Origin of the sequence: uncultured Campylobacter sp., assembly GCF_937997535.1 — a bacterium.
GTDB lineage: Bacteria > Campylobacterota > Campylobacteria > Campylobacterales > Campylobacteraceae > Campylobacter_B.
This window is the reverse complement of the sequence record NZ_CALKTT010000109.1, coordinates 1-13,041: the sequence shown is the minus strand read 5'-3', so window position 1 is coordinate 13,041 and position 13,041 is coordinate 1. Positions and strand designations below refer to the sequence as shown.

General features: G+C 49.1%; 16 protein-coding genes. 2 read left to right on the top strand and 14 right to left on the bottom strand.

The features are described from left to right. Together Q0117_RS10585 and Q0117_RS10580 are read right to left on the bottom strand one after the other, a co-directional pair. A partial coding sequence (locus Q0117_RS10585; protein WP_297926833.1) for an iron chelate uptake ABC transporter family permease subunit occupies positions 1-298 on the bottom strand: 298 nt, incomplete at its 3' end. A 180-nt stretch (positions 299-478) separates the two neighbouring features. Next, positions 479-616 (bottom strand): hypothetical protein, encoded by a 138-nt coding sequence (locus Q0117_RS10580; RefSeq protein ID WP_297926830.1) that lies wholly within the window; start codon positions 614-616, stop codon positions 479-481. 196 nt (positions 617-812) lie between these two features. On the opposite strand from Q0117_RS10580, the gene Q0117_RS10575 reads away from it, so the two are divergent. Further along, the gene (locus tag Q0117_RS10575) at positions 813-959 is read left to right on the top strand and encodes a hypothetical protein (RefSeq protein WP_297926827.1); all 147 of its coding nucleotides are present in this window, start codon (positions 813-815) and stop codon (positions 957-959) included. A gap of 187 nt (positions 960-1,146) precedes the next feature. Here Q0117_RS10575 and Q0117_RS10570 read toward each other — a convergent pair whose 3' ends face one another. The 3 genes from Q0117_RS10570 to Q0117_RS10560 form a co-directional block, all read right to left on the bottom strand. Next, entirely contained in the window at positions 1,147-3,867 is a 2,721-nt protein-coding gene (locus tag Q0117_RS10570; protein ID WP_297926817.1) for a carbon monoxide dehydrogenase, read from the bottom strand. Between the two features lie 218 nt (positions 3,868-4,085). Then, a complete protein-coding gene (locus tag Q0117_RS10565; protein WP_297926814.1) occupies positions 4,086-4,724 on the bottom strand; it encodes a nitrous oxide reductase accessory protein NosL in 639 nt (212 codons plus the stop codon). Next, positions 4,721-5,548 carry an ABC transporter permease subunit gene (locus Q0117_RS10560; protein ID WP_005870848.1) on the bottom strand — a complete coding sequence of 276 codons (828 nt, stop codon included), beginning with the start codon at positions 5,546-5,548 and terminating at the stop codon, positions 4,721-4,723. The genes Q0117_RS10565 and Q0117_RS10560 overlap by 4 nt, the downstream gene beginning before the upstream one ends. Positions 5,549-6,044: 496 nt before the next feature. Between Q0117_RS10560 and Q0117_RS10555 the strand changes: the two genes are divergently transcribed. Next, positions 6,045-6,176 (top strand): hypothetical protein, encoded by a 132-nt coding sequence (locus Q0117_RS10555; RefSeq protein ID WP_297926811.1) that lies wholly within the window; start codon positions 6,045-6,047, stop codon positions 6,174-6,176. Between the two features lie 24 nt (positions 6,177-6,200). Here Q0117_RS10555 and Q0117_RS10550 read toward each other — a convergent pair whose 3' ends face one another. The 9 genes from Q0117_RS10550 to Q0117_RS10510 all read right to left on the bottom strand — a co-directional run. Then, positions 6,201-6,896 carry a hypothetical protein gene (locus Q0117_RS10550; RefSeq protein WP_297926808.1) on the bottom strand — a complete coding sequence of 232 codons (696 nt, stop codon included), beginning with the start codon at positions 6,894-6,896 and terminating at the stop codon, positions 6,201-6,203. After that, a complete protein-coding gene (locus tag Q0117_RS10545) occupies positions 6,880-7,518 on the bottom strand; it encodes an ABC transporter ATP-binding protein (protein WP_297926805.1) in 639 nt (212 codons plus the stop codon). The genes Q0117_RS10550 and Q0117_RS10545 overlap by 17 nt, the downstream gene beginning before the upstream one ends. An 8-nt stretch (positions 7,519-7,526) precedes the next feature. Beyond that, positions 7,527-8,429, bottom strand: coding sequence for a NapH/MauN family ferredoxin-type protein (locus Q0117_RS10540; RefSeq protein ID WP_297926802.1), 903 nt, complete (start codon positions 8,427-8,429; stop codon positions 7,527-7,529). 3 nt (positions 8,430-8,432) lie between these two features. Continuing rightward, a complete protein-coding gene (locus Q0117_RS10535) occupies positions 8,433-8,879 on the bottom strand; it encodes a cytochrome C (protein ID WP_297926799.1) in 447 nt (148 codons plus the stop codon). After that, entirely contained in the window at positions 8,876-9,493 is a 618-nt protein-coding gene (locus tag Q0117_RS10530; RefSeq protein ID WP_297926796.1) for a hypothetical protein, read from the bottom strand. Before Q0117_RS10530 ends, Q0117_RS10535 begins: the two co-directional genes overlap by 4 nt. Then, the gene (locus tag Q0117_RS10525; protein ID WP_297926793.1) at positions 9,490-10,314 is read right to left on the bottom strand and encodes a 4Fe-4S dicluster domain-containing protein; all 825 of its coding nucleotides are present in this window, start codon (positions 10,312-10,314) and stop codon (positions 9,490-9,492) included. The genes Q0117_RS10530 and Q0117_RS10525 overlap by 4 nt, the downstream gene beginning before the upstream one ends. Continuing rightward, positions 10,311-11,516: a nitrous oxide reductase family maturation protein NosD gene (locus tag Q0117_RS10520; protein WP_297926790.1), complete on the bottom strand. Its 1,206-nt coding sequence runs from the start codon at positions 11,514-11,516 to the stop codon at positions 10,311-10,313. Before Q0117_RS10520 ends, Q0117_RS10525 begins: the two co-directional genes overlap by 4 nt. Beyond that, positions 11,513-12,289, bottom strand: a complete 777-nt coding sequence (locus tag Q0117_RS10515) for a hypothetical protein (protein ID WP_005870834.1) — start codon at positions 12,287-12,289, stop codon at positions 11,513-11,515. Before Q0117_RS10515 ends, Q0117_RS10520 begins: the two co-directional genes overlap by 4 nt. 42 nt (positions 12,290-12,331) lie before the next feature. Further along, positions 12,332-13,041 (bottom strand): cytochrome c (locus Q0117_RS10510; RefSeq protein ID WP_297926787.1); only part of this gene is annotated, 710 nt, incomplete at its 5' end.

Here is a 13,041-nt window from a genome sequence, read left to right as displayed (position 1 = left end):
CCACGCAAGCTCCGGCGCTGACGCCCAAAAGATCGGGCGAGACGAGCTGGTTTTTGAAGACGCCTTGATACGCCGTGCCGCTGATGCCTAAAGCCGCGCCCACGAGCACTGCGGCGATGATACGCGGCAGGCGCACCTGCATAACGACGTTGTGGACGTTTTGCGCTACCTCGCCGCCGCTAAGCGCTTTTAACACCTCGGTGATGCTTAGGCCGAAGCGCCCTATACAAAGCGATATCGCGATCGTCGTGATCGTCGCCAGTATCAGTAGCACGAGCATAAATTTAAAATTTTTCATACCTTTCCTTGCTTTAAATTTTATCTTTTGCCTTAAATTTAATCTTTGAAATTTCGCTTCATCGAAACCCGCTTAAAATTCCGCCTTCCGGCTCGTAGGCGAAAGGCTTGCAGTAAAATTCCTTCGTGATAGCTCCAAGATCAATATTTTAGAAAAGATCTGGATGGAAATTTTAACCGCCTACAAGATTTGTAGTGGTGCCCTCGCGCCCGTGCGGTCCCAGCCGAAAATGTTTGCAGGCGCAGCATAGACGCGCTTTTGCCACACCGTCTCAAGCTGCGAAACGCAGGACTTGACAGCAGAGCCTCCGCCTCGCACGACATCTCCTACCGATGATGACTTAGAGACTGCAGCGACTTTGATTTATACATCTAAATCCTTAAACAAATATGGCATTTTAGCACATATCATATTAAATTTTTATGATTTCAACTTTCATACATGCGGGCGAGATCTAATGGCGTGCAGCTCCGTGCAATAAGGCTTTTAGCAAAATTTAACTTGCGGATTTCAGATGAGCGTCTACGAAATTTACGCCAAGATGGAATTTTATAATTTCATCCTTTCGCGAAAGATAGACTTGAGCCTGATAGCGGAAATTTGCCGATTTAGCAGCAGACGTAGCGCGCGGCGAAATTTTATGCAGGATTTGAAGATTTGATTTAGAATTTCATAAATGGATACTGCGCGAAAATTTTCTCTTTATTTGACCCCGGTTTTGCTAGCCACTTAGTCGTAGAATTTTACTTGCCGTTTGGACGCAGGATTTTATTTGACCGCAAGAGGTTAAATTTTACCGTGAAATTTCGCATCGCTTAAAATGCGATGCGAAATGAATCCGTCCGTCGCTACTGCCAGCCTAGGGCTTTGCGTTTTAAGCGCATGTCGCTTACCATTTTTAGCGCAAGCGCGACCGGATCGGTATCTACGTGCATCACAGAGCCAAGCGCACGCCTGGTGCCCTCTTTGAAAAAGTGTATGACATTTGCGGAGCCGTGGATTTGATACTCGACGCAGTGATACGAGTCGATGCCCATCAGGCGGAATCCGAGCGAGGCATCGACGCCCTTTTCGTTCGCCCACTCGGGAGAGGTGAAAGCAAGCGGCAGCTCGTAGAGATTTTTGCCTAGCACCCCTGCGATACCTGCGAAAATTCCGCTGGAGCGAGTATTATCGATACACTCACCCACGTGCCAAACCGGCGGAAGCTCATCTTTTTCTAAAAATGCCCGCAGCGACGCGCCTGCTTTTTTATACGCGCTTTTTTGGCAAAAGCCCAACTTCATTAGCGGAAACGACGCGCAGCCGTTGGTTAGGATTAGGACGTTATTTTCGATTAGGGTTTGTGCGACATCTATGATAGCGCGCTCATAAGGCACTTTAGGATTGGTGCAGCCGACCATATTTACGATGCCTAAAATTTCACCGCTTTTTAGCGCGTGCGCTAACGGCTCCATACCGCCGTAGTGTTTATGGACGAATTCTACCGAAAAGCCCACTTCGGCCTCGACTTCATACGGCGGGATATATACCGGCAGTCCTTTGCGCTTTTCGTGAGATTGCAATGCGCGATCTAGAATTTTACGCGCCAAATTCCTAGTCTCGGCGATATTACTATGGTGATGATCGTAGCCTATATGCTCGGCTCCGGGAAGCCTAGCTGATGAGCTTGTGGTAACGACCTTGGTCTGGAAGCAGTTAGCTACATCCATGATCGCAGGATAGACATCTTGGACATCGGCTACCCACAGATCAAGTGCGCCCGTGCCTATGACGAGTTCGGCAGTTACGGCGTTTGAGAGCGGAACAACGCCCCAGTTGCGATACATCGCCGATAGCCCAGAACAGCACACGCCGTAAAATGCGATCCCCTGTGCGCCTATTGCGCGAGCCTTATCTTGGTACTCTTTAGAATTTCCGATCTCCACTATTAGGCTTACCAATGTCGGCAGATGTCCGTGCACGGCGATATTGACCCAGCCTTTTTTAAGCGCGCCCATATTGCTTTTGGAAGTTACGCGATCTCCTACGCCAAATAGCGCATCCGTAGCGATATTCGCAGCTACTACGCCGGTGAAGGTAAAAGCAAGCCCGCAGCGCAAAAGATGCTGCATCACGCTGCGCCAGTCTCCGTCTGTGCCTACACCCGTTCGGTGATACGCCTCAAAGACTTCGTTATACGCACTAATCGGCAAGATATCTAGCTTCCGCCATACTTCTTGACGCTCCTTGGGTGCGAGCGCAGTGATAGTTTTATACTCGCCGCTACTTTGCGAAAGATCTGTCAAAAGCGTATCGACAAGCTCGATCGCTACCTCTTTTAACTCTCTGCCTTCAGTTGGAATTCCAAAGGCTTTGGCGGTATTGATGATTTTGTATTCGCCTATTATGGGCAGATCTAGCTTGCCCTGTGCCGCCCATTTTAGCGACAGCAGAAGCTCTCTGGCGTGCGCGCCGTGTTGAGCTACGCCTGCAGCTACTTGGCGCAGTAGGTTGCGCGATACGATGAGATCGGCGTCCGCACCGCAAGTGCCGCGATCGGCCTTTTTAGTAATTTTGCAAGGTCCCATATTACAGATCTTACAGCATACTCCGCTAAGCCCATAGCTACACATAGGCATCTGTTTGTCGAAACGATCAAACGCCGTATCTACGCCGATCTGCTCCATCCTAAGCATCATTTCACGCACGGCGGGATCGGGGGTTTTCTCAAGTACTTCTTGCTTTGTAGGGAAGGTCTTTTTGTATTCAAGCAACGCCTTCATATAATCCGCCGTAAATTCCGCCTCGTGAAAATGCTCGAAAAGATTACCCTGCGCGTCTTTATGTGTGTGCGGGCTAGCCTCTGCGGGCACTAAAACTTTTGGGATGCCGTGTTCGTCAAATCCGATAATCGCGCGGTGAGAGTGGGGTTTGTGATCATGGCTATGTTTGTTGTGCTCGTACGAGCTGATGACGGAATCTTCGTCGTGCTCATGCGAATACGCCGCAGAATTTGCGCCGTATTCGTGCAAATAAGCTGCGAGGTTTTCTTCTTGATCGTGTGAGCGGGTCGCAAAATCTTCGTCGTGTAGATGCGAGTGGATTGCGGAGTTATCGCTATGCTCGTGCGAGCAAGAGAAGTGGTCTTTGCTGCTTGGGCTCTTCGCAGGATTTGAGATGGAATTTATCAAAGAATCGGCCATGGAATTTGTCGTAGAGCCTATCGCGGAATTTTGGGCGTTGCTTGCGCCTTGAGCGCTTGAATACGCCGCAAAGTTCGTACTTGAAGCAGAGTTTGCGCTATCATCGTAGCCAGACGCGGAATTTCTGGCTTCGCAATCGCACTCGTCGCAGGAATTCTCACCTGCGGCGCGATTTTTAGAAATTTTGTCGCGAGTAAGCGAGGCAGAAGTTATAGAGTTTGCGGCAGAATTTTTAGCAGTGCTTGCACTTTTGTCGAAAACGGACGCGGCGGAGCTTTTGAGCGCGTCTGCGACGGAATTTTCTCCCGTATTCGTAGCGGAATTTTCATCCGTCGCAGCCTTCTTGCGTGAGCCTTTTTGTTTTGCGATTTTGTCGTTTGCCATGGTTGTCTCCTTAAAATTTATTTTAAAAATAAGTGAGAATGCAGCCCTCAATAAATATACTAAAAGACTACACTATTTAATTCTTATAGATAAAATTTAACGTGATTGTATTTTTTAATTGCTTTAAATTCCCTTAATAGCGCATTAAAGTAAAAAATAAAATTTTATGAATAAGATATACTAAAATAGCTGGATTTAAATTTTGCCAAGCGGCTCGATCATCTTAGATAATCGATCAGCTTGGCGGAGATTTCTCGAAACTGCAAAATTTTATGCCCCTTTTTCTCGCGCATGAAATTTTGTGCGTCCTGAAGTCTGGCAAACGGAATGAGATCGTCGCCTCTGGCGCTTTGCAGCACGCTACCGAATACATAAAACGCGTCCTGCGCCCGCAAAATTTCGCCGCTTGCGTAATCGGTGACGTAAAGCTCCGCGCCGCCGAAATTTGCGTTCGTGGAATTTGACTCGCCGAAATTGCCGCTAGCGGAATTTTTACTCATCAAATTTTCCTCTGCGGAAGCCGCGCCGTTATTGCCGCTCAAATTTTCGCCCTCGAAAAAATACGCAAACATCGCCTTGGGCGAGGCAAACGCGAGCGCACTGCCGTCTTTGAGCCTTGCGTAAGCGCGAAATTCAGGGTGCGCGCTAGTATCGATGCCGTATTTGGCGCAGGTAAGATTTACGTCTTTAAGCCACGCAAGATCGTGCACGCTTTTAGAATTCTGCGCCGAGCCGGAGCCCGTACTATCAGGCATGCCTAAATTCTGCGCTGAGCTAGCGCTTTGCGGCTCGGAATTTTGCATCTCCGCTGCGTCGCAAAGCGTTATAAATGCCGCCAAAATGAGTGGAAATTTCACGCCAAATCCTTTGATCTAAAGATAAAATAGCCCAAAATCAGGCTCGCCGCGCCCAGAGCGATCGGATAGAGCAGTGAAAAGGCGATGAAAAGCCCGCGCCCGAAGTGATCTAGGATAAAATACGCCGTCGTGCCGATGACCGCAAGATCGGGATCAAATAGGCTGATAGCGGCGATGCGGAAGTCCTCCATCGGGTTTGCTAGGGCGATCGCAAAGATCAAATTTTCGTTCACGCCCGTTTTTGCGAGCAGTCCGATCAGCACGAGATCCAAAAACGCAAGGCAGAAAAGCCAGACGAAAAATGCGAGCCCAAGCCCCATCTCTTGGCTTTTTGAGACTGCGCAGATCAAAAATGCGATCCCTAAAAACGCCGCGCACAAGCTAAAAAGTAGCCCCGTATAAAGCAGGCAGATCGCCCACGGAATGCCCGTGCCTTTGATCGCACCCCAAACGATCGCAAGCAGCAGCGACAAAAATATCGGTACGAACACTCCAAATAGCCTTCCCAGCGCCTTGCCGTAGTAATACTGCGCCTGCGAGATCGGGAAGCTTAGCAGGTATTCTAAGATATTTAGGTCGCGATCGGCTAGGATCGCTTTGCTGGTGGTGACGAGCACGAAGACGGGCAGGATGATGATGCAGATCTGAATAAACAGCAGCAGCAGTCGCGAAAGCCCGCTAAAACCGAGCACGCGCGAATCGGTCACCCCCGTGATGAAAAACGCCGCCACGAGCCCGCTAAAGATCAGCAGATAGAGCAAAAACCAGCGCGAGCGGAAGGATTCTTTGATATCCAAAGCGGCGATGGTGAGTAAATTTTTCATTCTTTTCCTTTATTGCGCCTCGGTGCGCTTTTAATTTTAGATGCTCGCGCGGCTTAAATGCGCCGCCCGTCTTTAAATTTTAGCCTCGTTTTGTAGCGCGGATTTCGCGGCCTTAAATTTTGCCCGTCTAGCGTTTAAACAAACGGCAAAATTTTATCCGCCGCTTGCGCCTCGCGCATAAATTTTAAATTTACGGCTCGCTTGCGGCGCTTGCAAACAGCGCGTCGTTTGCTATCCGCCATCCCACATCCGCCGCAGTTTTAAAATTTAGCCGTTTAACGGACCGCTTAAATTTTAGCTTCGTAAAATTTCAAAGCCGGGCATATCTCGCGGTATAAAATTTTAAATTCTAAAAATCCCGCATCGGCGAATTCCGCGCCGGATAAATTTTAAATTTACGGCGAAATTTTAAGCTAGCGCGTCCGAGTAAATTTTAATTCGGCAGAACGAAGTCTCGCACCGTGCGTTAAATTTAGCTACGTTACAAGATAAAATTTTGCAGCCGTTTTCTAAGCCTAGCTTTGCCTCACGCCGAAGTCGCGAAGTAAAATTTTATCTCATCTATGGCGGCACGGGTGGCACGCTGAAATTTCAGGCTTTAAATTTAGTGCAAAACGAAGCCGCTTAAAATTTCGTCTTAGCCAAAACGTCCTTAATGCGAGTGCCCTGAATGCATATCGTGCGCCGTGCCGTTACCCTCGTGCATCTGCCCCATATTGTGCGGCGCGCCTTGAGAGTGCGCCGTGCTGCCCGCATCGCCGCCCATGCCATGATCTGAGCCGTGAGTATGTCCCATACCGCTCATGCCGTGCTCTGCGGAGTGAGGGTCTTGCATTCCGCCCATGTCGCCGTGTCCGTGCATGCTTCCCATATCGCCGTGCGCATCGCGACCCATATCTCCCATTCCCATGCCGTGCGAGCCGCCGCCTGCTTTAAGCGCCGCGACTACCTGATCGAAGCTGAAGTCTTGCTTGCCCTCTTGCTTGTTTTTAAACGCGCCCCAGCCAAACGACATAGGGGTTTTAAAACCGCGATAAAAGTGCGCTGTGCGTGCGTCGATAAACTCGCCGTTGCCGCTAGCGTCGTTGATGTAAATTTTGGCGTCCTTCAGCCAGTTTAGCTTGTCGTTGGTAACCATGAAATCCACCAGGCAGCCGATGTCGTCAAAGTAATGGTTTTTGCCGTCCACACGTACATCGACGCTGAAGCGGTTGTCGCTGATCGCCATCTGGCAGTGCTCGCATACGTCTCTGTCGTAGTGGACGTTGCCGTAGTCCTTCTCGTCGCCGCAGCCTAAAAACGTAAGCGCCGCAAGCGCACAAAGCATAATTTTAAACATTTTTGTCATCTACGATCCTCCCTAGATCCATTGAAATCATTCTTTTTACCAGTCCTCCCACTTCCTCGAGCCTGTGCGAGATAAAGATCAAGCTCTTATCTTTTGCGTGGTTGTGCAAAAGCGTCTTAAAACGCTCGCGCGCGCTCGGATCGAGATTGGCGGTCGGTTCGTCAAAAATCATCGCCTTGCTAGCTCTGCCGAATGCTAGCGCAATTAAGAATTTCTGCTTCATACCGCCGGATAGCTTATGGAAAGGCTTGTTTAAATTTGAACTCAGATCAAGCTCCATTTCGTCGCAAAATTTTACTATATCCGCTCTGCTTGCGTCCGCCGTGCGCTCGGCGAAGTAGATGAGCTCATTTAGGCTCAGCTTAAGCGGCGGCGGGGTTTGCGGCACGAAGCTGATACCGCGTAGAGCGCGGCTGCGCTGCTTAAATGAATCAAATCCGTCGATAGCGACGCTGCCGCTTGTGGGTATGTATTCGCCCAAAATCGTCCGCATCAGCGAGCTTTTGCCCGCGCCGTTTTGCCCGACGAAAAGCACCTGCTCGCCGTCCGCGATATTTAGATCGATATCTTTTAAAACGAATTGATCTGCAAATTTCTTGCTTACGTTTTTAATCTCTATCATAGGCTTCCTTAGATCATATCTTTTAGCTTATTGCCGATACCGAGTGCGTCTTGATGACACACGTCGATACAGCGTCCGCACAGCGTGCAGTCGATCCCTTTTAACATAAATTTGCTCTTATCGCCCAGGTTTTCGGACGCCTTTTTTTTAGTGATGTCTAGCACGTGCGAGACGAAGCAGACGTCTTGGCAAACGCCGCAGTGATCGCACCTGTTTTTATCCCAAGTAATCTTGCTAAGGCTAGCTTTCGCCGCAAGCGAATAGGTACTGCCTAGCGGGCATAGGTGCGTGCACCACACCCGTCTGCTAAAAAATACTTCGAGCAAAAACACAAAAACGATCCAAAGTCCCGCCAGCGAGAAGCCGTAGATGATGAGGCGCGATAAAATTCCAACTACGTTAAAAATTTCAAAAACGAGCAGATCCGTAATCGCACTTAGCAGCAAAAACGCCGCCCAGATCGCATAACGCATACCGCGAGGCAGGGCGCGCTCCTTGATGACGCGCTTAGCGATTAGCGTATTATGCAGCTTTTCGCCGATCTCGCTAAGCGCTCCGTAAGGACAGATCCACGAGCAAAATGCCTTGCCGCCCGCGATGAAGTAAAACAACAAGATGGTGCCCGAGCCGATAAGTAAATTTATCGGCAGATCCTTGTGCGCGGCGATCACCTCAAGGGTGGCAAAGGGATCTGCTAGGTGGAAGCCAAGTATCCGCGAGCCGCTGATGTCGCCTTCTAAAATTTGAATATCCGCGCGAAAGGAAAGCACGAAAAGCAGATGCACCAAAAATACCGTGGCGTAGCGCAGTGCCCGAATGCTGGGGCGCAGTTTGCCGCTTTTATTTTTAAGCGCAAAGGTCGAGAAAAAGCTCGTATTTTTGATCGTGCATCGCGAATTATATTTATCCAAGACTTACTCTTTAAATTTTGAAATTTCATCCGCGAGCTTATCTAGGCTCTCGTCGCTTACGTTGGTTAGCAGTCCGCTCATCAGGCTGTTTTTGATCTTACCCGCTTTATAATCTTTGAGGCTTGCTAAAATTTGATCCTTGCTCTTGCCGCCGATCGGCGGAGCGATCTTGCCGCGTCCGTCATCGCCGTGGCAGGGCGCGCAGCTTACCAGATAGGAGCTACTAACCTTAAAGTCGCGCTCTTTGACGCTCTGCTCTAAAATTTTAATATTTTTTACGTCCTTATCGTCGATGAGATCGACGCTTTTGCTCTGCGGCGCAGGCTTGGCTTGCGTTTGCGGCTTGACTTCCTGCTGTGGCGCGCTAGAATCGTCCGAACTAGCCATAAAGATCATCAGCGCGATCAGTGCTACGCCCAAAATCAAAACTAAAATTTTGCCCGGTTTCATTTCTGCTCCTTAAATTGTTTGTTGAACTCGTAAATTTCTTTCGCCATCGTCTCTATCTGCTGCTCGCTCATGCCGTTTACGAGCTGCACCATAAGAGGATTAGGCTTTTCTTTGAATTTATACTTTTTAATCATATCCACGATCTGCGCGTCGGTTTTATCCAGAAGCGACGGACCGATGATGCCGTTGGCGTAGTCGTCGTGGCACGCCGAACAGCGCAGGATAAAATCATGCCCAAGGCGCTTTTTCATCAGATCGAAATTTAGCTTTTCGTATTGGTTTTTGATGCTCGAATACGCCACGATATTTTTGGTCGTTTCATTCACGTCGCCGTTTAGATTAAAATTTACCTTTCGCTCGCCGTAAAAATCGTAGCTTACGAACTTATCGTCCTTCTTGGGCGCTTCGCCGCTTTTAACGCTGATGCGAGGCTTTGCAGTATGATTTTGTTCCACGCTCTGCGATGCGGAATTTACACTCGCGGAATTCTGATCCGCAGAATTTTGCCCTGCAGAATTTGCGGCGGCAGAGCTTGAATCGCCGTCATCTCCGCAGCCGCACAGCAAAAGCGCCGCAGCTAGCGAGCAGAGGCGGAATTTAATAGAGTTTTTCATTGTTTTCCTTCATAGATTGATTTGTAATCCGCCCGCGGGATTATCTCGATGATACGCGCCGGGCAGAGCTCTGCGCACGCACCGCATCCGACGCAAGCGCTGCGGATCTGCGGAGCGAAATGATCATTCGCTTCTATCATCGCAATGGCATCAAGCGGCTGCGGGTAAGGGCACAGCGACGCGCATAGATCACAGACCTTGCCCTCTTTCGCCGCCAGCGCTGAGTTTAGCTCGCGCTCCTGCTCGGTCTTGGCGGGCTTTAGGCGCAGATCGCTAGACTTTAAAGTCTGTCCGCGATACGCCAAACAGGCGTCTAAATTTTTAATCATGGCGATACCCATCGCAACCTTTTTAGGCTCGTTCGTCTCGTGGCTGAGCGCGCCGCTTGGACAGGCGAGCACGCAAGGAAGCGCGCCGCAAAGATAGCAGCCTCGCTCTTTTGCGTCGATAACGGGAGTGCCGATATCAAAAAGATGGGTAATATCCAGCAGATAGATGCTGTGATAGGGGCAGACCTGCACGCATTGACCGCACTTGATACAGCTACTGCGGAAGCCGCGCTCCGCCAGCGCTCCTGGCGGACGCAGATATAAAGAGGCGGAATCCCCGCTAGAATTTTCCGCAGAATTTTGTTTTATGGAATTCGGCGCGGAATTTTGCCCCTCAGAATTTACGGAATTTGACGCGCCGGAATTCTGCGCTTCGCCGCCCGTAAAATTTACGGAATTTGTGGAATTCTCATCCGCAAATAAGTTCGCTGCCCCGAGTACTCCGAGCGCTCCGCCGAGTAGTTTTATCGCTTCGCGTCTATTCTTTATCATTGCTTCATCCTAGGTTTTGGATCTTTTAGCAGTAGCTCAGGCTCTGAAAACGGAGCGAGCTTGGAGATGAAATTTAAAAGCGCGATCCCGCTGGAGCCGTAAAAAAACCGCACACTCGGTTTATGCGCCCAAAGCCTGTCTGCGTAGGCGTATGAGCTGTAGCTAACGTCGCCGTAGCCGTCACCATCGCGATCAAATCCGTCGTAATCGTCGAAGTAGTTGCCACTCCATTCGTTTTGCAAGAGCTTGGATTGTGGGGTATCGTTTAGCACGATCTCCATATTGCCTTTAAATTTATTGTTTTTAAATACGCTTTTTAGCTGCGTGGCGTGGAATTGCACGCCGATGCTGTTGTATTCGATATCGTTGTTTTCAAAAACGTTAAGTGAGCCCGGCTGATAGGGGGATTGATCCAGATAAAATCCGCGTGCGTTGTAGACGACTTTATTGTTGGTGATCGTAAAATTTGAGCTATCCTTCATACCTATGCCTACGCCGTAAGCGCCGTCTGCATTGCGCACGACGTTGCGTCTGGCGATATTATCGCTTGAAAACATAAAAAATAATCCCACGCTATTGCCGTCGTAGTAGTTATCCTCCACGACGTTGTGCCCGGAGTTCATAAAGTGCAGCGAATAGCGACAGCTGTGGCCTTTGTTGCCCGCAACGAGATTGCCGTTTGAGAAGTAAAAAACGGTGTCGCGGACGTTGTGGACGTCGTTATTTAAAATTTTATTGGCATTGGAATACCAAAGCTTGATGCCGTCGCCTTTAAAACTCGTGCGGTAGGTATTGCTTGAAATTTCGTTGCCCTCGATCGTTACGTCGTTTGCCTTGCTTAGCACGACGCCGTAGAGCACGTCTTTGATGAGATTATTTTTTATGATTACGCTGTTTACGTCGCTTACGTTGATGCCCGCATCCTCGCTAAGATGTTCAAAGCCTCCGTTTCGAATTGTTAAATTCTTGATTGTAACATGCGGAGAGCGGACGCGGATGACCGTTCCGTTGCGATCGCCTATGATCACGGCGGAGCGGTCTAGTCCGTCGATAGTAAGGGGTTTATCGATTAAAATATTGCCGTGGTATTCGCCCGCAGCTAGTTCGATAATATCGCCCGCTTTTGCGCTATTGATAGCGTCTTGAAGCTCGCCCGCGCTTAAGCTTAGCGCGAGCGAGAATGCTAGAAGCAAAAGCCTCATCTATGCTCTCGTAGGAATTTTTTCTTAGATAGTAGAGCTAACGCCGATAGCAGCGATAGGGCCAGCATCAACCAAAAGCCAAGAGCCGGATATGAATGGGTAGTAAAATGCGCCACGCTACCGTCGCCAAACGCCGTAGGCATAAAAGGCTTTATTTTAAACGCGCCCCAGTCTTGCAGATTGTGCCCGAACCAATACAGCCAACCCACGTAGCAGCCGATGAAGATAAGCGGTGCAATGATCGGCAGGATCATAAGCAGGGTCTGCCCCTTGCCGTCGTAGTACAAAAACGCAAGCATGCCGATCGTCGCGATTATGAGATAATACGGCGATAGCGAGTGCTCGAGCGTGCCGCCGCGCCAGACGGGATACATGCCGATATAGTGATTTAGGGTATTCATCTCGCCGACATCGCCGCTAAAGCCGTCAACGTGGACGTAGAGCGGAATTCCATCAGGAAAGGCCTCTTTTGGATAGTTCGGCGCTTCGAGTGAAATTTTCCACACCGGTATGCTAGGTACGCCTACTTCAAATTTATGCTCTAGCATCGCGCCTAGATCGTTTTTAACATCACTAGGAATTAGATGATTTTTATACGATGCTTTCGTATAAAAATTCCATATCGGTGCGGAGTATGCGGGCAGCTGCGAGACGCTGCTAACCTGCCCCGATACGATTTTGCCTTGGACTTTGAAAAATCCGAGCGTAGGGATGGTAAAAGCGACCGTCATAATAAGCAGCGCTAAAATCGCGTAAATTTTATATTTTGGCATTTCATCTCCTTTAAATTCTCCCCCTTGCGGGGGAGAGTGGGGTTAGTTAAGACCCGCGTTCTCATCGACCCATTTTAGGTATTCGATGATATCTTTGATCTCTTCATCTTTCATATGCTGATTTGGCATGCGAAGGTTGAAGTAATTTATCATTGCCTTAACGTAGTCGTCTTCGTAGAATTTAGCAGGGTCTTTGATGAAATCGGCTACCCATTTCTCGCCGTTTTCGTGGCGAAGTAGGACGCCTGTTAGATCAGGACCGGAGCTTACTTGACCGATGACGTGGCAGCCGTTGCAGCCTCCGCGTAGGTAAGCCTTTTCGCCGTTAGACGCAGCCTCGCTCATAGGAGTGGAGAGCTCGCGGATCAGGTTATTTTTAGCGCGAAGTCCGACATCCGCGGTTTTTACTAGATACTGCCAAACTTGACCTTCCCAAAGTATCGCGCCGTTCATATCGCCTGCTTTTACCGCGGCGTCTGCCTTGGCTTTGGTTTCAGGAATTTTGCCGTATTGATCCAGCGCGTCATCGACTAAAGCCTTGACCTTAGGATATTTCTCGTAGTTTTTCTCTTTTAAGAATTTAACGACTGATTGAATAACGTCGTCGGTGGCTTTATTCGTAGCTACTACCTTGTCGTATTCGGCTTTTAGAGCTTCAGGGCTAAGAGCTTTTAGCATAGACGCTTTAGCTGAAGTGTATTTTTTATTCGGATCTTTTACGTATAGATATCCAAACATCTCAAGGTGCAGCG